General features: G+C 53.2%; 19 protein-coding genes. 3 read left to right on the forward strand and 16 right to left on the reverse strand.

Going from position 1 to position 20,509, the window contains the following annotated elements:
- Positions 1 to 97 precede the first annotated feature (97 nt).
- The 14 genes from R9X49_RS10885 to R9X49_RS10950 form a co-directional block, all read right to left on the reverse strand.
- Positions 98 to 844 (reverse strand): type II secretion system protein N, encoded by a 747-nt coding sequence (locus R9X49_RS10885; protein WP_319848361.1) that lies wholly within the window; start codon positions 842 to 844, stop codon positions 98 to 100.
- Positions 834 to 1,328: a type II secretion system protein M gene (locus R9X49_RS10890; RefSeq protein WP_319848362.1), complete on the reverse strand. Its 495-nt coding sequence runs from the start codon at positions 1,326 to 1,328 to the stop codon at positions 834 to 836. Before R9X49_RS10890 ends, R9X49_RS10885 begins: the two co-directional genes overlap by 11 nt.
- The gene (gspL, locus tag R9X49_RS10895; protein WP_319848363.1) at positions 1,325 to 2,602 is read right to left on the reverse strand and encodes a type II secretion system protein GspL; all 1,278 of its coding nucleotides are present in this window, start codon (positions 2,600 to 2,602) and stop codon (positions 1,325 to 1,327) included. Before gspL ends, R9X49_RS10890 begins: the two co-directional genes overlap by 4 nt.
- The gene (gene gspK, locus R9X49_RS10900; protein ID WP_319848364.1) at positions 2,599 to 3,585 is read right to left on the reverse strand and encodes a type II secretion system minor pseudopilin GspK; all 987 of its coding nucleotides are present in this window, start codon (positions 3,583 to 3,585) and stop codon (positions 2,599 to 2,601) included. The genes gspL and gspK overlap by 4 nt, the downstream gene beginning before the upstream one ends.
- Positions 3,582 to 4,232 carry a type II secretion system minor pseudopilin GspJ gene (gene gspJ, locus R9X49_RS10905; RefSeq protein ID WP_319848365.1) on the reverse strand — a complete coding sequence of 217 codons (651 nt, stop codon included), beginning with the start codon at positions 4,230 to 4,232 and terminating at the stop codon, positions 3,582 to 3,584. Before gspJ ends, gspK begins: the two co-directional genes overlap by 4 nt.
- Entirely contained in the window at positions 4,232 to 4,597 is a 366-nt protein-coding gene (gene gspI / locus R9X49_RS10910; RefSeq protein WP_319848366.1) for a type II secretion system minor pseudopilin GspI, read from the reverse strand. The genes gspJ and gspI overlap by 1 nt, the downstream gene beginning before the upstream one ends.
- Positions 4,594 to 5,160: a type II secretion system minor pseudopilin GspH gene (gene gspH, locus R9X49_RS10915; protein ID WP_319848368.1), complete on the reverse strand. Its 567-nt coding sequence runs from the start codon at positions 5,158 to 5,160 to the stop codon at positions 4,594 to 4,596. Before gspH ends, gspI begins: the two co-directional genes overlap by 4 nt.
- Before the next feature lie 349 nt (positions 5,161 to 5,509).
- Positions 5,510 to 5,980: a type II secretion system major pseudopilin GspG gene (gspG, locus tag R9X49_RS10920; protein WP_319848369.1), complete on the reverse strand. Its 471-nt coding sequence runs from the start codon at positions 5,978 to 5,980 to the stop codon at positions 5,510 to 5,512.
- Between the two features lie 32 nt (positions 5,981 to 6,012).
- A complete protein-coding gene (gspF, locus tag R9X49_RS10925) occupies positions 6,013 to 7,239 on the reverse strand; it encodes a type II secretion system inner membrane protein GspF (protein WP_319848370.1) in 1,227 nt (408 codons plus the stop codon).
- Position 7,240: 1 nt separating this feature from the next.
- Positions 7,241 to 8,737, reverse strand: a complete 1,497-nt coding sequence (gspE, locus tag R9X49_RS10930) for a type II secretion system ATPase GspE (protein ID WP_319848371.1) — start codon at positions 8,735 to 8,737, stop codon at positions 7,241 to 7,243.
- Complete coding sequence (gspD, locus tag R9X49_RS10935; protein ID WP_319848372.1) at positions 8,734 to 10,686, reverse strand: type II secretion system secretin GspD; 1,953 nt, start codon at positions 10,684 to 10,686, stop codon at positions 8,734 to 8,736. Before gspD ends, gspE begins: the two co-directional genes overlap by 4 nt.
- Positions 10,687 to 10,774: 88 nt before the next feature.
- Positions 10,775 to 11,638 (reverse strand): type II secretion system protein GspC, encoded by an 864-nt coding sequence (gene gspC / locus R9X49_RS10940; protein ID WP_319848373.1) that lies wholly within the window; start codon positions 11,636 to 11,638, stop codon positions 10,775 to 10,777.
- Between the two features lie 50 nt (positions 11,639 to 11,688).
- Positions 11,689 to 13,668, reverse strand: coding sequence for a glycoside hydrolase family 28 protein (locus tag R9X49_RS10945; RefSeq protein WP_319848375.1), 1,980 nt, complete (start codon positions 13,666 to 13,668; stop codon positions 11,689 to 11,691).
- Between the two features lie 139 nt (positions 13,669 to 13,807).
- Entirely contained in the window at positions 13,808 to 15,376 is a 1,569-nt protein-coding gene (locus R9X49_RS10950) for a polysaccharide lyase family 1 protein (protein WP_319848376.1), read from the reverse strand.
- Between the two features lie 526 nt (positions 15,377 to 15,902).
- Here R9X49_RS10950 and gspB point away from each other — a divergent pair.
- Positions 15,903 to 16,472 (forward strand): type II secretion system assembly factor GspB, encoded by a 570-nt coding sequence (gene gspB / locus R9X49_RS10955; RefSeq protein WP_319848377.1) that lies wholly within the window; start codon positions 15,903 to 15,905, stop codon positions 16,470 to 16,472.
- Here the strand turns inward: gspB and gspS are convergent.
- Both gspS and alaC read right to left on the reverse strand, forming a co-directional pair.
- Positions 16,469 to 16,882, reverse strand: coding sequence for a type II secretion system pilot lipoprotein GspS (gspS, locus tag R9X49_RS10960; protein ID WP_319848378.1), 414 nt, complete (start codon positions 16,880 to 16,882; stop codon positions 16,469 to 16,471). The genes gspB and gspS overlap by 4 nt on opposite strands.
- A gap of 120 nt (positions 16,883 to 17,002) precedes the next feature.
- Positions 17,003 to 18,244 (reverse strand): alanine transaminase, encoded by a 1,242-nt coding sequence (gene alaC / locus R9X49_RS10965; protein WP_015841055.1) that lies wholly within the window; start codon positions 18,242 to 18,244, stop codon positions 17,003 to 17,005.
- 353 nt (positions 18,245 to 18,597) lie between these two features.
- Here alaC and dgcA point away from each other — a divergent pair, with 353 nt between their 5' ends.
- A complete protein-coding gene (gene dgcA, locus R9X49_RS10970) occupies positions 18,598 to 19,578 on the forward strand; it encodes an N-acetyl-D-Glu racemase DgcA (RefSeq protein WP_319848380.1) in 981 nt (326 codons plus the stop codon).
- Positions 19,579 to 19,620: 42 nt separating this feature from the next.
- A complete protein-coding gene (locus R9X49_RS10975) occupies positions 19,621 to 20,481 on the forward strand; it encodes a D-amino-acid transaminase (RefSeq protein ID WP_319848381.1) in 861 nt (286 codons plus the stop codon).
- Positions 20,482 to 20,509 lie beyond the last annotated feature (28 nt).

The following is a 20,509-nucleotide window of genomic DNA, read 5'->3' on the forward strand; positions in this document are numbered from 1 at the left end:
ATTGTTGATAAAGAAAAGAGATAAGTTAGCGGTTCATTTTTTGCAGTCGGCTACACCGCGATGGCAACGATCGTTTCTCTTATAACGCTCGTCCCTGTTACAACAGGCGCCCCTGAAAACTCAGCGTTCTGGCACCTTGTTCATCCGCTTTTCCGGTGGTAGCCAGTAATTTTTTCATGGTCGCGGGTAAGTCGTTTCCGCTACTCAGTTGTCCTGTAAAACGGTACTCACCTTTCGGGGTGACGCTGCCCTTGCCGGACAATTGCAGATGCGAGGAGGTCTGCCGCAGGTTCGCCTCAAGCGCCCCTTGCTGGCAGCGTAACGTAGCCTGAGGGGTTGCGAGCACGAGCCCACCCAGCGGGGTTTTCACCCGCGCGCCCGGCCAGACTATATTGGCATCCAGCGACTGGCAGCCAGAACGGTCGACCGTCGCTTCTTGCAGATTCAGCTGCACGTTGCCTTCTGCGCCGATTGGCACGACAAAACGCAGATGGCGGAATAAATAGCCCGCTGGCACAGACAGCCGCCATTGATAAAACTGTGGCTGCTGCCAGCCACGAATGATCCCGTGGCCTTCGATGCCCTCCGGGTTTTGAAACGCAATTTCCAGCGCGGGCATAAAACCCGAGAAAGTGATGTTCCAGTGCACATCGTCCAACGTTAATGTGCGCCAGCTAAACCGTTGCAGGTTCCCCTGCCATAGCGTTCCGGCGGCTTCTGCGACCACCATTCCGGCCGGCAGCGGAACCGCGGTGAGCAAACGGGCAGGCGCATAGCACGCCAGAAACAGCCCATAGGCCAGAACCAAAGCGACACCTGCGCCGATGCCGGATTTAAGCTTCATCCGCCCGTTCCAGCATCAGTCTGGTCACATCCACCACTCCTGGGCTTTGCTCGACGGCATTCACATCCAGCGACAGCACTTTCACACCATTTTTCTGTTCCAGTTCGCTCAGCCAGCGCAGCAGGCTATTAAAATCGCTCTGGGCCAGCGTCACCGACGCCTGATTGCCCTGCGGCTGCAAGCGTACGACGGTCAGCCCGTAACGTTTGGTACTTTGCGAAATCAAAATTGGCAGACTAACATCACGCTGACTGTTTTCCCCCTGCGCCCGATTGCCCTGCGGAATCGATGAAGCCTGTTTCTGCATCCAGTTGACGGTCTGCTGCTCGCGAGAAATCGTGCGCTCCCACTGTTCTTCCCGCAGCTGCCACGGCTGAAAAATAGCGTAATACACCAGACAGAGCAGGAGCACCGCCGCACACAAGACCATGAGTTGGCGCTCGCGCTGGCTCATCGCCTGCCAGCGTTGCCGTAATTCATTCATTGCTGGCTCCTTAACGTTAAGCGGCCTTCAACCCGATCGTTTTCCTGCCGCATCTCCCCCGCCTGAACCTGATAATAAGCGGCAGCCTGCTGCTGAAACTGCTCTAATTCCTGATACGACGTGGCCTGCAACGCCAGCCGGAATTCACCAGCGGAACCGTCGTAAGACAGCGACTGAATTTTGATGGCGCTATTCTGCGTCATCAGTTGCTGTAAGGGATTCAATTGCTCCAGTAGCCCTTTCCCCGCTCCTCCGGCTGCCGTACGTTGCAGGTGCTGCTGCATCTGCGCGCGTGGGTTAACAACATTCGTCTCGGAAGGGAAAATCTGCCGATAGACGCGGACGCTTTCCTGCCGCCAATGCTCGGCCTGCTGATAAAGCTGATAGTGCGCCCAGCCAGCATCCGCCACGACCAACAGAAGGTAACAGGCAAAAGCAATCCCGACGCCGCGCCACGGCAGCAGCGTGTTTTGCCAGGCCTTCTCCGGCGCATAATCGCCTTGCCGCAGATCGACCGAAGCAGGTAGCTGCGCCGTGGCCGCCAGCGTGAAGAGATCCGTTGCGGGCTGCGCTTTCCACTCGCCTTCCTCCTGCCAGTCGTACTGCGATAGCTCACCGCCGACCGATGCAGCGCTGTAGCTGTATATCGCAGGCAGCGGCATAGACGCTTTCAGCAAGTCACCGCACCAGGAGGATTCCGCTGCCATGGCATGGCCCGTCGGCTGGCGAAATAGCCACATGCCATCATGCTGCAACGCGCTCCAGCCATCCTGATGTTTCGGCAATACGCGGGCATCGGGCAATAAGGTATCGACGCTGAGCCCCAGTGCATCACACTGCGCCAGCCAACGCTGCATCCGGTTTTTTTCCACCACGGCGACCGTGCCGTCATCGCCATGAATTTCCAGCACGGCAAAATGCAGCTTTTCAATTTCCGTTGCCAACTGGTCTTCCAGCATAAACGGCACGACTTGCGTTAACTGACGCCGAGCCTGTCGGGGTAGCGTCAGGGCATAAAACGTCACGTCAGTTGCCGGAACCAGAACGCGGGTGAAAGTCACGGACGGATACGCCGCAAGCGCCTGCCGAACCTGTTCTACGCTACCGCGCCCCTGACTCAGTACACTTTCCCCATTGGATGAACGCACTTGCCATTCAATGTCTCCCAGTTCTTCTACCGGAAGACGCACAATGAGGCACGGATGTCGAACAACCGGACCTCGATTTAATGGGGCTTTCGCGGCTTTTCGCTTCCATTTTCCCGCTATTTTCATGGATTCACCGTCCTATATCCTCCATATTGCCGCTGCACGACCTGTACCTTTTGTCCACTCAGATGAAGCAAACTGCGCTGATGAAAATCACTGTCACCAACACGCACCTGGAGTTTTACAAAGAACCATTCACTTTTCACTGCCAGCACTCGCTGCGCGGTATTTTTACTATTCGGGGGCAATAGCCCGGTTTGTTGCAGAACCTCAAGGCCTGCCCATCCCGTACGAGGCCGCTGCTGCACCAGCGCTTTCGCCTGCGACATCGTCATTTCATTCAGGAACAAGGCGGATAATAACGGGGCATCAAACTCAGTTAATGTGTTGATATTGATCGACATCGCATCCACCGGCAGCGCGCAGACATAGGGCAGCAAACGGCGATAGAGATCGCTGTCCATGCCATAAACCGCGCGCAATTCGCTGATTTCACTCATTCTCTGGTTGGCCGTACGATAAGGCACTGGCAGCGTAGCGTAGACATCATCTTCTGCACCGTTAGCCGACGGATAGTTATCCGCATCAATCCAGTCGCGCACCGCCGCAGTGATTTTTTCTGCACGATCCGCATCTTCGCCTAGATTTTTCAATAGCAAACGGAAAACCTGTGCTGGATAAGGTGTCTTCACCAGCGTGCTTTCGTTATCCACGCCTTGATTGATCGCATTTACATTAAAGCAGGTGCGCGCATCACTAATCTGGCCGATGATTTCCCCACCGTCCACCGGGAAACGGTGCCCCGGCTGCGACCAGTTCTGCCCGACAAACGTGCGCCCTGGCATATTCCGCGCGTCGCGCAGTAATATCTGCCCGCTTAGCGTTTCCGCCCCCAAGGCATACCATTTCGCCTGCTGACGGCTCAAATGACTTTCGGTACGCAAGAATGCTTTCCCAGTGCGTTCCGTAATCACCGCGGCAATCGTCACCATTAATGCCAGAATCAGGAGCACCACCAGCAGCGCAGCGCCACGCTGACGCGACCTCATTTAACCGGTCCGGTAGTAATCAAGAACATACGCGACATTTCTCCGTAATCCCTTAAGGTCAGCACCACTTCGATCCCTTGTGGCAATTGCGTACTGTTATCCCAGCGATCGCGCCAGGTTTTATTACTGAAAAAGCGCAGGCGGAAGCCGTCTACCTGCGTGAGAAGCGGTTTTACACCGGGATCGAGCCCCTCAATCGGGTCAGGCACCGCGTGGGTTAACCGTTCCAGAGTGTGTTCCCGCAGTCGATAGGCCACAGGCTGAAGTTCAGAGCGCGGCAGTATGCCAAACGGGTTCTGCCAGCCATTACGCATAAAGCTGACGCCCCAGTCATCGCTTTTTAACTGATCGCGACCAGCATAAAATATCGAGGTACTTCCCCTGCTGCCGCGTGCGATCATCTGGGAGAAATCGCTGTCCATTTGTGAAAAGGCGCGCTGTATTTCGGCCAGACGTTCGGCCTTACGCTGCGAAATTTCATCGTTGCGCATCACGCCGTTCAGGACCTGAAACGCGCTAACGCTTAGCGCGGCAAAGATCGCGATCGCCAGAATCATCTCCAGCAGCGTAAACCCCTGCTGGCGTTTCTGCCGCGCTGTCTCTCGACTCCGCCTTATTTGACTACATTTCCCTGTTTTATTAAGCATTATTGCTTCACCACATAGGTACGCAGCGAAGCATCAGCGGCAAAGGCATCTTTATTACGCCGCACTTCCACATCCAGCGCTTTGGTCTGAGGGTCGGCCGTCTCTACGCCTTGCCAACGCCAATGCCAGCGCATGCCCGCAAACTGCGTTTCGCCTCTCACCCACGCTGCTTCCGGCCAGCGCTGTTCCAACCGCAGTTGCACCTGCTGGTTTTCCGCTACCCAGCCAGCAAACGTCTTCTCTTCCAGCCGACTCAGGCTGCTTGCCTGTCTGGCTGTCGTTTGCAATACCGCAATGCCTGCCAGCGCGAAAACGCTTAGCGCAACCAGCACCTCCACCAACGTCATCCCTTTCTGTCGTTTCATCGTTTCTTACCCTGACTCATCGACGTCAAAAATCGTCCGGTACCATCCACCTGGAGCCAATTCGAGAGCGCTTTGTCTTTAGACTTAACGAGCAGACGGAAAGGCGTGATTTCGCCGCCGGGCAAAATCAGGATATCGGGGTCGTCGCCACTCTGCGTTTTATCCACTTTTTGCCCATCGGCCTGCAATAGTTCAAGCCGGAATGTATCAGGCAGCGTTGCCGTTGTGCTCACCCGATGCGGTTGCCACGGCTGCCACTTGTAGCCCTGCCAGCGATCGCCGCTCGGGATCGACACTCCTTCCGATGCCGCGGGTCGCTGGAGTTGATAAAACTGCCAGCGATCGGGATAGATGCGAACACCCAGCATGTATTCGTTAATCTGACTGCTTTCCGCGGCAAACTCTAACTGCGCCTGAAAACGAGCCAACTGCCACGCGCTGTCATTCTGGCGCTCGGGAGGAAACGCCATGACTACCATGCCAGCCGCGATGCCAGCCAGCAGCACGACCAGCATCATTTCCAGCAGGGTGAACCCCTGCTGCTTCCTCGTTTCCCGCTTCATTGCGCTTTGCCGTCCTTTTCCCGCCGCCATCGATAGCAACTACCCACAACCCATCTGCAACAGTCACTTATAAAGACTGGCATAGTTATTTGAGGTTGCCGACAAAGTCCATATGGCGGTAGTAACGGATAGATCGTAAAGACGCTATAAATACATCCCTGTACGCTCGGATTGCGCGAATATGAATCTCATCCCTGAGATTCACCCTTTCAGGGCCATCGCAAGCGACGTTCAAAAACGTTCCTGACGTTTTTGTCCATGGCGCAAACGCTTTACTCTTCTATTCCGTTACTACCGTTCTCGTTCAATAAATAGGTTTGTCAGCAATCTGCAACAAAGACCGACGTCTTTATTTTTTATCAAGATTCCAGTTGCCGATGTCATCTTCCGTTCCCGGCATGCCATCTGGCCCCAGAGAGAAGATATCCAGTTTGCCGTGCTGGCCGGGATTCAGCAGTTGATACTCCGTGCCCCACGGATCCTGCGGCAGACGGCGAATATAGCCATCGGCTGGGTAGTTACGCGGTTCTGGCTGTACAGTCGGCTTCGTCACCAGCGCCTTCAGCCCCTGCTCGGTGGACGGATAGCGGTTGTTATCCAGCTTGTACATATCGAGTGCGCTTTCGAGAGACACAATATCGCTGACGGCTTTTTGCCTGTCCGCTTTTTCCTTATTCCCCATCAAATTGGGCACGACCAGACTCGCCAGCACGCCAAGAATGACGATCACCACCATAATTTCCAACAGGGTAAAACCACGTTGACCATGGCTGTGCTTACCATAACTATGCTTACCATCACGACGCTGAGACTGTTGCATCCTTACTTTTCCTCGTTCAATTGTTGGTTCTCTTACGAACTCATTAACGTATTCAGTTGCAGAATCGGTTGTAAAATCGCCAGTACGATAAACAACACCACCGCTGCCATGCTGACCACCAGCAGAGGTTCAAATAACCCCAGCGCCAGCGTCATCTGTGAACTGAATTCCCGATCCTGATTATCCGCCGCCCGTTCCAGCATGCTGTCCAACTCGCCGCTGCGTTCACCGCTGGCGATCATATGGCGCATCATCGGGGGAAAGAGCGCCGTCTGTTCCAGCGCTTTGTGTAGACTCACGCCTTCTCGTACCGCATCCGTCGCCAGAGAGAGCCGATGGCGGGCATAGTCATTGCTCATCACATCGCCGCTAATACGCATCGCCTGCAACAGCGGCACCGCACTGGCGTTGAGAATACTGAGCGTCCGCGCGTAACGTGCCGTATTCAAGCCGCGAGCGATACGGCCGAGCAGCGGTAAATGCAGCAAGCGCCGATGAAAGTTGATGCGCCGCTTTTCTTGCCGCAGCATCACGCGAAACGCCATAAACGCGGCCAGCAGCGCCAGCAACACCCACGGCCCGAACGTGCGCACGGCATCGCTCATCCCCATCAAAACACGCGTTGAAAGCGGCAGCGCCTGCTTCATATGAATAAATTGCTCGACAACTTTCGGCACCACGACGGACAGCAGAATGCTGACCACGGCAATCGCGACGACGGTTAGCACGCAGGGATAGATCATCGCCTGCTGGATGCGGCTGCGCATCTGTTGGCGCTGCTCGGTGTAGTCCGCCAGCCTATTCAGCACTTCATCAAGGTGACCGGACGTCTCGCCTGCGGCGACCATCGCGCAATACAGTCGCTCAAAGCTGCCGGGAAAACACTTCATGGCATCGGCCAACGAATGCCCTTCCATGACCTTACTGCGCACCGCCGCCATCAACTGGCTCAGATGCGGCTTTTCGCTCTGTTTCGCCACGGCATCCAGCGCTTCTTCCAGCGGCAACGACGCCGCCACCAGCGTCGCCAACTGGCGAGTTAACAGTGCTAAATCTGAGGTACTGATACGAATTTTACGGCGGAGGGAGAACCCCGTAGATCCAGATTTCTGCTGGTCACCGCGGCCTTCATCAACCGACAGCGGCACCAGTCCGCGCTCCCGCAATAGCTGACGTGCCTGTCTGGCAGAGTCGGCCTCCTGAGTGCCACGGCATTTTTTCCCCTGCGCATCCAGCGCCTGATAGTGGTACTGTGCCATATCATTCCTCTTTGGTTACGCGGATCACTTCTTCCCAGGTCGTGAGCCCCGCCAGTACCTTTTCCAACCCGTCCTGACGGATAGTGGTTCGACTCTCCCCCAGAATCTGCGCAATTGCCATTTCACCGTCACTGCGGTGGATCGCCGCGCGAACGTCGTCATTGATCAACACCAGTTCATGAATGCCGATGCGCCCCCGATAGCCGGTATAGCTACACTGCGGGCAGCCCACGGGGTTATGCAGCAGCGTACCCGGCGCAATCCCCATCTGTGCGGCCTGAACCGGATCGACCGGATGCGGCTGGCTACAGTCAGAACACAGCGTTCTGACCAGACGCTGTGCGAGCACGCCCAGCAGAGAGGTTGAGAGCAGGAAAGGCTCGACGCCCATATCCTGCAAACGAGACAGCGCGCCCAGCGCACTATTGGTATGTAGCGTGGATAACACAAGGTGACCGGTCAGCGAGGCCTGCACGGCAATTTGCGCCGTTTCACCATCACGAATTTCCCCTACCAGCACGACGTCCGGGTCCTGACGCAAAATGGCACGCAGCCCGCGGGCAAACGTCATATCCACCTTGGTATTAACCTGCGTTTGCCCAATGCCTTCCAGCTCATACTCGATGGGATCTTCCACCGTCATGATGTTACGTTCCGAGGCATTCAGGCGACTGAGCGCGGCATACAGCGTGGTACTTTTCCCCGATCCTGTCGGGCCAGTAACCAGAATAATGCCGTGTGGACGATGGATCAGGCTGTCCAGCCGCTGCCGATTGCGTTCCGACATGCCCAGCAGTTCAAGATCGAGCTTAACGCTGTTTTTATCCAGCAAACGCAGCACGACGCGCTCACCGTAGTTCGACGGCAACGTGGAGACACGAACGTCAATCGCCCGCCCCCCCACTCGTAGCGCCATGCGTCCATCCTGCGGGATACGCTTTTCAGCAATGTCCAGCTTCGCCATGACCTTAATACGCGATACCAGCAGCGACGCCAGCTTACGCTGTGGACGCAGGATCTCACGCAGTACACCGTCGACACGGAAACGGATCAGCAAATAGCGCTCATACGTCTCGATATGAATATCCGACGCTTTATCCTTAATCGCTTCGGTTAGCATCGCATTGATCAGGCGGATAATCGGCGCATCATCGTCGGCATCGAGCAAATCGTCGCTGTCTGGCAACTCTTCCACCAGCGTATAGAAATCCATCTCATTGCCGATGTCTTCCATCAGACGACGCGCTTCTTCTGAATCACGCTGATAGCTAATGACTAATTGCCGTTCAAACTCGTCTTCCGTCACGCGCTCAATCTTAAGCGAACGGCCCGCAATCCGACGTGCTTCCAGCAAGGCGGCTGGCGGCGTTTGCGCGACGCAAATTGTCTGTAGACTCGCATCGTTTTCCCGCTGCAACAGCAGAATTTGCTGCGATCGTGCATAAGCAAACGGCAATATCGGGCGTAATTCTATAATCTGGGAGGCAACGTCACTCATTTCCCGCCCGCCGGATAAAACGCCACAATGGAGGACTGAACCTGACGGAACGTATAGGCGTTCCCGCCTTCCGGCAAGCGCAGTAAATCGTTATCCAGCAGATTAGCCTTCCCGCCATTCGCCTCTCGCTGCTTCTCTTCTTCAGCATTGAACGAATGATACTTACTGGCAGAGGCACTCTGATATTGGCTGCGATCGCGAATAATAGAAGGACGGATAAACAGCATCAGGTTACGCTTTTTCGTTTCCTGACTGTTGGAGCGGAACAGGTATCCCAGCACGGGAATATCGCCCAACAGGGGGACTTTACTTGCCGACTCATTGGTACTTTTATCCAGCAAGCCGCCCACCACCACGGTTTCGCCACTGCTGACCAGCACCGCGTTATTAACGGTACGCGTATTGAATGTTGCGCCAAGGTTGGTGCTGCTGCTGGAGGCGGCATCAGCCACGCTGGAGACTTCCTGTTCGATTTCCAGCAGAACGGAGTCACCTTCGTTGATTTGGGGTTTCACCTTCAGTTTGATACCGACCGTTTTACGTTCCACCGTTTGGAAAACGTTGTCACCGGATGTCGTCTGCGAACCCGCCAATACTGGCACTTCCTGACCGACGTTAAACGTCGCTTCCATATTGTCCAACGTCACGATACTGGGCGTCGCCAGAATGTCGTTCTTGCTGTTGCTGGACAGCGCCGTCATCAGCATGCTCCAGTTCCCCTGATAGAAGCCCGCGGCAATGCCGTTGAAGCTGCTCAGGGCACTCGATGCCGCAGTATTCAGCGTCCCATCACGCCGATACTGATCGGCTCCCGCTATCATTGTCGTGATCGGTAGCCCGGTGTTCGTGAACTGCGTTGTCCCGGCATTTTTATTCGCCCATTGCACGCCCAGATTCATGCCATCGGCATCCTGAACTTCCGCGATAATCGCTTCGACTAATACCTGTGGACGGCGGATATCCAGCTGTGCAATCACCTGTTCCAGATCGCGCATAATGTCAGGCGCAGCATTCACAATCAGGGAGTTGGTTTGTTCGTGAGCCTTAATCGAAATGTCTTTACGCAGCGCGGGCAGCGCATTTTGCTGGTCGGTTTGGATGCTGTCGCCGACGCCAGTCAGCACTTCGACCAGATCGGCCGCTTTCGCGTATTTAAGGTAGATAACTTTGGTGTTGCCCTGCACAGCCTGCTGGCGATCGAGCTGTTTGATCATATCAATTACACGCTGGCGTGAGTTCGGTTCTCCACGCACCAGCACCGAGTTGGTTCGTTCGTCAGCCACTACATTGGCGGTCAGCATCCCCGGCAAGGCGGATTTCTCATCCATCTTGTTCAGTTCATTCACCATCTTCACCACTTCCGTTGAGGAAGCGTAAGACAGCGGTATGCTGGTCACATTCCGATCGCCCGTCTGATCAACCCGTTCGACTATCGTCATCAGCCGCTTGATCACACCCGCGCGGCCAGTCATCAGCAGCACGTTCGACGGTTCGTAATGCACCACGCTCCCGGCACCGGCGTTGTCGTTCAACTGGCGCAGCAGCGGCGCCAGATCGCGAGCGGCGACGTTGTTCACCGGTACGACGCGCGTCACTACTTCATCGCCAATGCCCGGCTGATCGTCAGTAGCCAGCGGCATAGATGTTGATTTCGCATCCTTCGAGCGAATGATTTTCAGGACGTTGTTATCCATCGGAATAACGGTAAATCCATAGACATCCAGCACGCTCAGGAAGAACTGGTAATACTGTTCTTCATTCATCATGTCATAGCTGCGTACGGTAATCGTTCCGCTGACCGACGGATCGATAATGACCGTCTTATTTAAATTCTTACTGACGGTATTGATAAACTCCTGAATATCCGTGCCCTTAAAACTGGCGGAGAATTCAGCGCTCCACGCCAATGATGACGCCATCAGCAGAACGCTCCCGCTGAGCAATAACATGCTCTTACGGCGTACTTGACCAAGCCATTGGTTTTTATGTTTTGAAAAAACCTGACGCTTAAAAAATCCCTGTCCCTTGCTAAACAAATTAGTGGTCTCCATCCAGTGCCAGATATATATCCTGCTGTTGACCATCACGCTCGACGGTCAAATTAAATTTGCTCATCCCTGCCAGTTGCGCCATCGCCTGCTGTGCCTGATCTGCATCGCGTAAATCCATGCCGTTTAATGACACAGCGAGATCGTTATCCTGCAAGCCTGCGCGGTAGAAAAGATCGGGATTTTTGCCGGGGTTTAACTGATATCCTTTCAGTACTTCTTCTTCCGTGACGGGAGAAATGGTGAGGTAGTCCTGCGCCGAGAAGGGATCTTTTTGTATTTCCTCTTTCACCTGGCTAAATGCGCCAGCAGACGGCGGCGCGTCAGCCGCCTTTTCTTCCTGATACAAGTGCAGCGCCTCATAGCGCCCCTGATACTGAAGCACGACACGATCGGCAGAGATAGTCACAATTTTGGCTTCATAGCCCGGAATGGCATCGCCGACGTTGCGACTGTATTGCTGACTATCTTTAGCGATGATGGCAATCGAACGCTTGGCGTCTTCACTCGCCAGAACCCCAGTCAGGCTGATATTTAACGATGTCAGCGGAATATCACCGGACAGCGCGGCATCATTAACCGCAGAGGCATCCGCATCGGGAGCATGGCCAAATAGGGTAAAGTCGCCCGGCGTAGCGGGCTTTTCTTTTGCCTGGGCAGGCGTGACCGCCACGCCGACAAGGCGCGAATCTTCAGGCAGGAGAAAACGCCAGGTCAATACGGCCAACTGCTGGCAAATCAGCAGCAAAATCAGCCCCAACACGATACGTCGAATCAGCGGAGCTGGCAGTGACCGAAAAGTGGCAACCAACGAATTAAAAGACGGTTCTTTGAAAGCTTGCAATCGTGCCATAGGTAATCATCCATAATACTCCCCACGCCGATGGGCGTGGGGAAAATGCCTTATTCCGTTGCGGCTTCCCGGGTGATGGTTTCATCACCGCTGGTCGTCAGCGCGGCATCATTATTTACACGGTCTTCGAGCCTGATATTTTCAATATGACCGAAATTCCAGGCTCCCGGTACATTCTCAAAAATGACATTTTTAAAGTCACTGTTCTTCAGGAACGTAATGTCCGTGGCTTTTACACTTCTGAATTTTACATTCTCAAAATGCAAGCCTTGATGATAAGCATCACGTTCGAAAGAGAACTTATATGCATCAGCCATCTCAGCGACGGTCATCCCATCGACCAGAATACTGTTTTTCTTCGCTGAACCATCCACCGTGACGTTGGAAACGGTCACATCACGGAACTGTGCAGGTTCGGCCGCAGGCTGGGTATCGTTCACGTCCGCTTTATATTTAATCGTGAACACGAACGGCTCGTTGACAATATCACGCATCGCGTTATTACGGAATACCACGTCACGCGAGCCGCCACCATAATAAGGTCGACTCTTCATGCGCAGGCCAACATCCGTCTTATTCATGACGTTATCTTCAGCAACAATTTTTTCAATCCAGGCACCAGTATGGCTACCCGTGACCACCGCACCGTGCCCGCGACGGAAGTAGTTATTGAAGATCCAGGCACCGCTCTGCGCTTTTTGCCCCAGCGTCGCCACCTCGGCACCGTATCCTGCCGCAAAGTTTACGCTGTCATCACCCGTATCGAAAAAGTTATTGAATACCATGACGTTTTGGCTGTTACCGAATTCAATACCGTCCGCATTATTCGCATCATACGTCATGTGTACCAGCGCATTCATCGCCACATTTTCGGATTCCAGCACCATCACACCGTGGTAAGCCGGGTTCAGGATCGTCAGCCCTTCCAGATACATGTTGCTCACGCCGCGCAGCGTCATCAGACTGGAGCGTCGGTTTTTGTACGCTTCATCCAGTGACATGCCTTCATTAACGGCTTTTGCCGTTTGGTCTTTTGCCAGAATACCGTCACTGCCAACATTGGTCGCTTTGCTCGCACGGTAGAGCGGTAATTCATTCTTTAATTCATCAATTTCAGTAATGTTTGTATCGCCAGATTTGATGCCACGCACCCAACCGTTGCCATCAATCGTGCCCTGCCCGACGATACGGATATTTTTAAACGTACCTGCATGGCTATTGCCCCGATCGTCGGCTTCCAGCACGTTAATCAGTGACGGTGGGCGCTTAGGTAATTGAGGTGACGTGTAAGGGTAGAGATAATAGCCGCGAGCGAGCGGATAGTCGTCGCCATTTGCCGACCCCAGCAGCGTAGCCCCTTTCGCGACTTCAAACGTCATGTCGCTATGCAGGAACAGCGCGCCGGTTTTAAACGTTCCCCCTTCAACCACGACTTTACACCCTTTCGGATACGCGGCTGGCGTACAGTCATCAATTGCCTTCTGAATCGCCAGCGTGTCGTTGGCTACGCCATCCCCTTTCGCACCGTAGTTGGTCACATTCAGTGAAGCTGGCGTCGCCGTCGTTTTCTGCACGACGGTTTCACTATCTACGGATTCTTTGCCATCGTCATAAAGCGCACGCACCGTGAAGCGATATTCCGTTTCCGGCGACAGATTCGTCACCTTAAAATTATGGAAGCTGACGCGGACATGCCAGTTATCAGTATCAATCGCGTTGTAGAAATTATCGATATAAGGCTTGGCGGGCGAATGGGTGTTTTGGTTATCAATCGCGCCGCCCAGCAAGGTTCCATTCATATAGACACGGTAATCCTTAATACCCGCAGCAGGTTTGGTCGGTTTTTCCCAGGCAAGTACCACGCTACTGTCATCATAGGCCAGCGTCGGCACTTTAAGATTTTGTGGCGCAGCAGAACGATCAACACTCACATTCGGCGTTGAGTCGCTATCGCTGCATCCGGCAATCAGGCCGCTCAGGACAAGTGTCGCGCAGAGCGTAAGGCGAGTACGAGGTAAAAAGTCAGTCATAGTATTTCCTGTATTTTTACTATTATTTCGCCCGACGTCTCTCTCCCTGCGGCAGAATCGTTGCCACAGGGCGATAGACATCGGGCAGAGGGTTTACAGATGAAAAGTTAAATAAAAAATAATCAATGAGATCAGATGACTACGGCAGCGCAATCTCCAGTTTTCCCGCCCCGGCATTTTCCAGCACATATTTCTCAACGGCGGCGATGGATTTCCCTGCGCTGTACGCATAAGGCGGACTCCATTCCAGTTCATTGGTGCAGGTTTCCAGCGCCCATGCAGGTATCGCTTTCCCAGCATTTGTGGCGGCGGTCTTCTCGGCATCTTGCAAGGCGCTGCATTTGTCTAATGCGATTTGATTCAAATTGCTTGCCGGATTGCCATTGAACCAGGAACCGTTATCTTTAAATTTGCTTCCCTTGTAGGCACCAATAATCAGCTTTTCATCCGCACCGCCGCCCTGGAAATTAAACACGTTACTTTCGGAAAGAATGGATGAATCGAACCCCATCCCAATGGCATACAGAATGGGGTAATTAGTATCCGTTGCCCCGCGATGGTAGTTATTGAGCAAATGCACCTGACCAAAACGCACTCGCGGCGAGCGCTGCACGCTGTTGTCCCATAAATTCCCTTCAAAGGTGATCCGGTATTCCCCTTTATCACCATCACCAGAGCCAATTAATACCGTTTTGTCATGCTGGGCGAAAATGTTGTAGGAAATCGTCAGGTAGTCGGCCCCATCTTCAATATCCAGCAAACCATCGTGGCGTTGGATATGCTTGCCAAATAACACCGGTTCCTGATAGTCAGGATGTTCACCATCCGTAAAGGTGCAGTGATCAAGCCAGACATTTTTGCTGGCATTAATCGATACGGCATCATAACGGGCATTCCAGTTTCCTTTATCACCGTCGCTGGCATCCCAGGCCGGAGCAAAGTCACGCGGAGCCTGGAACGTAATATTACGGATAATGATGTTGCTGTTATCGGTCTTGCCAAACGTATGGCTTAAGGTGTTGAGGGATAAATAGCCTTCCACCAGCTTCGCTTCGCTACCCACGCCTAAAATTGTGGTATTCGGCGGTACCTGAAATTGAATCTGCGCCTTCTGGTTGTTGGCATACTGCGAGCGTTGACCATTTTGCTTCTTAAGCAGGCTAAGTTCAGCGCTAGCCGCCGCCGCATCGCTGCCCCCCGCATCTGCCGTCGCCTTCAACTGCGCCATATAATCCTGATCGAACGCTTTGACATATAAATCAAAATCAAACGTTGTTTTATTCGGCTTGGTTTTATAATACTCAGCATCCGCATAGCGTCCATTACCTAAATCATCGCCGCGGATAGTGCCTTGCCAGTAGATAATTTTAGGTTCTAATTTTGCCTTCAACTCCGCATCGGCATCGCCTGCGATATAAAGAGGGCTGCGGATATTATTCAACGCATCTTTTAATTCCTGGCGGCTGGTCACGACATAAATGCTATTTTCATGTGCTCCCTCGCCCCCCGTCGTTGCATAAAACTTACCATCCGTATTCTGATATTGCGCAGCCCAGCCAAACGGTGCCGTTTTCACCTGCAAATCTGGCGGTGCCTTTTCTGCCACGGGCTGCTGACTATTATCACAACCGGAAAGTACGAGCCCAAAAAAGGCAATAGCTACCGCACAGGTGCGTAAACGACCAGTCCCAATAACCGCTCTAAACATTTTATCCCTCAGTATTTTTTAATTATCAAAATAGAAAAATAAATCCGCACAAAACCCTGCGATATTAATCGCATACTTTAAAATTGCTTTTATTCGTCATTTAGCGGTAGTTCGATACATCCCTTATTGATAAAAAAGCAGCGCAATACCTGTAGTAAAAACCACATAATAAGACTGCCGATTTAACACTCAGGATGGTTAATTAACTGATTATGGCGCCTCCACATTTATTGACTATCAAACATCAAAAAGAAACGTTATACCTACAAGGGTAAAACATGGTTTCATTAAAGCAAATTCGCACGTTTTTTTTGCGACCGGCATCAAGATTCCATCTGTGATTATTATGATTGCAATAGTTTTTAATCAAAATGGAGGAACTGTCACATAACCGAGAGATTCAGTTTTCTGGCTCTTTCTATTTTTTGCAAAATAAGGCAGACGGCACCATCCTACTCACCTCACTTTCGTTTATGATGTGATGCTACACGACCCAAAATATGCCCTAAAAATTAAGGATGAGCGCGTGGATAACGCACCGGACGCACCGACACACTCACAGCCAGCGCTGCTTGCCAAATACCCAATGCCTGGGTATTTGATGATTATTTACGCTCTGCTTTTTATCGCGCTTGGCTGGTTCAGCCATCAGCGCTGGGGAACCCCTACGTCTCCTACGACCGCTTTAGCTGCTCAAGCCGCGACCTTGCCTGCGGCAGAGGAACAAACGCCAGCAACGCTTGCGGCGACACCTCATCAAGAGGAAGCCCATGTCGATACGCCTGCGCCACCAGAGAAAAGGACTACGCTGCCGTTGCCTGCCATCAGCAATGGTGAAATTCCCCCGCTGACCTACAGTGCACACGTTTATACGTCGGATGAAGCCAAGCGCAGTGTCACGCTCAACGGTATGCAATTCCGTGAGGGCGATTCGCCAATAGAAGGATTGACCATAGAACAAATCCAGCAGGACATGACCATTTTCAGCGTTGAGGGAGAGGTGTTTATTCTGGAGGCGTTGGAGGATTGGCCGGGCGGAAAATTCAACGAGAATGAACGTTCCGCCGACGATGAAAGTGGAAGCGCCGCGCCTTAACCGTGACTGCGGATGGCATCAATAAATGGCGTCAACGTACGATTAAATTCCGAACACTGCGTCTCTTTGGGCGTGCTGTCTTTTAATAATCCTTGATACAGGCTTTCACTGCGCTGCGGTAAAGCCTGATAGCTCGCGACATTCCAGCCTCTTTGTTTCGCCACTGTCAACGCAACATTCATAACCGTCGCATCATCGGGGAGATCGCTGCGGTTACATTTTGATTTGAGATAGCGAGTGGCTGCAACCAGCGACGACAGCTGATTCAGTTGATCGTTAGGAGAGACCGTTACCGCAGAAGACTGGCCTGCCACCGTTCCTTTTTGGGCAGACGTTCCTGTTTGTTGGCACCCGGCCAGCGTGACGCAAAGCAGCGTTAACGCAGAAATTTTAGACAGAGATAACGACATGACAAACTCATCCTGATTGAGATTAACGGTGCATTCTAGCAAATGATAGGCCGCTGTCACGGCATGTTTATGTTGCTCCCAGTCTGCTGACCGGGAGCCGCAGTTATCAGGCAATCGCTATCAGGCAGCGGAGCCCTTGCCTGATACCGGTTTGGTGGTCGGTAAAATACCGTCAGCGCGGAACATGGTCTTAATACCGCGCACCGCCTGCCGAATACGATCCTGATTTTCAATCAAGGCAAACCGAACATGGGTATCGCCATAATCGCCAAAACCAATGCCGGGGGAGACACAAACCTTCGCTTCCGACAGCAGCCGCTTGGCGAACTCCAGCGACCCCAGGTGCGCATAGGCGTCAGGAATTTTCGCCCAGACATACATGGATGCTTTCGGTTCATCAACCATCCAGCCCGCTTCATGCAGACCGCGAACCAACACGTTACGGCGCTGGCGATACTGCTCGGCAATATCCAGCACGCATTGCTGATCGCCTTCCAACGCAGCGATAGCGGCAACCTGCAACGGCGTAAACGTGCCGTAATCGTGGTAGCTCTTAATCCGCGCCAGTGCGCTGACCAGTTCTGGGTTTCCGACCATAAAGCCAATACGCCAACCCGCCATATTGTAGCTTTTTGACAGCGTGAAGAACTCGACTGCAATGTCCTTCGCACCGGGAACCTGCATGATTGATGGCGCCTTCCAGCCGTCATACACGATATCGGCATAGGCCAAATCATGGATCACCAGCACGCCGTACTGTTTCGCCAACTCCACCACGCGTTCAAAGAAATCCAGCTCGACGCACTGCGCCGTCGGGTTCGACGGGAAACCGAGAATCATCATTTTCGGCTTCGGGATACTCTCGCGGATAGCGCGTTCTAATTCGTTGAAGAAATCGACGCCTTCCACCAGCGGCACAGAGCGAACCTGCGCCCCGGCAATCACCGCACCATAAATATGAATCGGGTAGCTAGGGTTTGGCACCAGCACCGTATCACCATGATCCAACGTGGCCAGCATCAGGTGCGCCAGCCCCTCTTTGGAACCAATCGTGACGATCGCTTCGCTTTCAGGATCGATATCAACCTCATAGCGATCGGCGTACCAGCGGGAGATCGCACGACGTAAGCGTGGAATACCTCGGGAGGTCGAATATCCGTGAGTATCTTCGCGTTGTGCAACCGTACAGAGTTTTTCCACGATATGAGGAGGTGTCGGGCCGTCAGGGTTACCCATGCTGAAATCAATAATGTCTTCGCCGCGACGACGCGCAGCCATTTTTAATTCAGCAGTAATATTAAATACATACGGGGGAAGACGATCGATGCGCGTAAAACGGCGCGGAGAAGTAGAGTCAGCCATAACATCCTCAAAGTAACGTGAGCGCCCGGACCGTCCGAGCGACGCAGTGCCTGTAAAAAGGCACTCTACTCAACATCATTCAAGTCGCAGCAAGCCCGTTTTGTTGATTATGGCGGTACATGCGGCCTGAAGTGTGATGAGCCCATTCAAGCTATCTCAGATAATTCTCCCTGTCGATACCGCGCTCATAAATTTTTCCTTCCCGTAATGAAGCTCCATCAATTTCTAACTACGATCGCGAAAAGTGAAGAATATCCGCGGGAAGAAGCATTACACTTGATGACCCGCTCAGGCCTTGCAAACAAGGCATTTATCCCCCTGAAGCACAGGATGGTTAACCCGAGAGTAAGCTTATGACCGAGATGCGATATTTCACCGAGAGTTGGCCAATAGAGGGCGCATTTACTATCTCACGCGGCAGCAAGCGTCAGGCGGATGTTGTTGTGGTAGCTCTCCAGTCCGGCAACGTGGTGGGCTACGGAGAATGTGTCCCTTATTCACGCTACGGCGAGTCCCTCGACAGCGTAATGGCGCAAATTGGCTCACTGCACAGCGACGTTCGTAACGGTTTAGATCGGGAGACGCTACAAACCATTCTGCCCGCAGGTGCGGCACGCAACGCGCTGGATTGTGCGTTCTGGGATCTGGAGTGCAAACAGCATCAGCAACGCATTTGGCAACGTTTGAATCTCCCCTCGCCGCTGGCGTTGGAGACGGCCTATACCCTATCGCTGGATACGCCAGATCGTATGCGGCACGCCGCGATACATCATGCCAATCGCCCTCTTCTCAAATTAAAACTGGCAGACGCAAACGATCTGGCCAGAGTTGCCGCCGTTCGCAAAGGCGCGCCATTAGCCCGTCTGATTGTGGACGCCAATGAGGGATGGAACACCGAGCGCTATCTGAAGCTGGTTCCTGAACTCGCCGCACTGGGTGTAACGATGATCGAGCAACCTTTCCCAGCGGGCAAAGATGATGTGCTAGCAGACCTGCCCCGCCCGATTCCCGTCTGTGCCGATGAATCCTGTCATGACAGCCAGTCGCTGGCCCCCCTGGCCGGGCGCTATGACATGATCAACATCAAGCTGGATAAAACCGGCGGGCTAACGGAAGCCCTACGCCTGCGCAACGACGCACAGGCGCAAGGATTACAAATCATGGTCGGCTGCATGGTGAGTACCTCACTCTCGATGGCACCCGCGTTTGTCGTCGCGCAAGGTGCCGCCGTGGTCGATTTGGACGGTCCGCTGCTTTTACAGCGCGATCGCACTAACGGGCTGCACTATAACGGTAGCGAAATATTACCGCCCAACGCATTATTGTGGGGATAACGCGCGTTAACCTGCATTGAGCAACTATTAAGGAGTGTTGTGATGCAACGTCTTGTTTATGTTGATGGACAGTATCTGGAAGAAAATGAAGCAAAAATTTCTGTATTTGATCGTGGTTTCCTGTTTGCCGATGCCGTCTATGAAGTGACGGCGGTCATCGATGGCAAGCTGGTTGATTTCCCCGATCATATCACTCGCCTGCAACGCTCCTGCCGCGAGCTCTCGCTCACGTTGCCCGTCACCCCTGAGGCGCTAAAAATCATTCACGATGAGCTGATCAATAAAAACGATCTGAAAGAAGGCGCGATCTATTTACAGCTTAGCCGCGGCAACGCCGGCGATCGTGATTTCTATTTCCCTTCTGCTGACGTCAAATCCACGCTGGTGTTATTCACTCAGGCACGTTCGCTGGTCGGTAACCCGAAAGCCACAACCGGCCTGCACGTTGTCACCACCGAGGATATTCGCTGGCATCGCCGAGATATCAAAACCGTCAGCCTGCTCGCCGCCAGCCTGGCAAAAGAGTACGCCCATGCCAATCAGGCTGATGACGCTTTCTTTGTCGAAGAGGGTTTCATTACCGAAGGCAGCTCCTGCAACTGTTACATCGTCCTGCATGACAACACGGTTGTGACCCGCCCACTCAGCAACGATATTCTGCACGGTATTACCCGTCAGTCGCTGCTCAAGCTGGCAGAAAAGGATGGCATTGCGCTGGAAGAACGGTGTTTTACGCCGGAAGAGGCCTATCACGCCAAAGAGATTTTTGTCAGCTCAGCCACCATGCTGGTCCTCCCCGTCGTGATGCTGGATGGAAAAACGATCGGTGATGGCAAACCCGGAAAAATTACTCAGCGGTTGCGTGAAATCTATCTTGATATGATTAAACAGCAGGGAAAATAGCCGCGCGTCACATCCTGTAAGCACGGCT

Source organism: Pectobacterium carotovorum (genome assembly GCF_033898505.1).
GTDB classification, from domain to species: Bacteria; Pseudomonadota; Gammaproteobacteria; order Enterobacterales; family Enterobacteriaceae; genus Pectobacterium; species Pectobacterium carotovorum_J.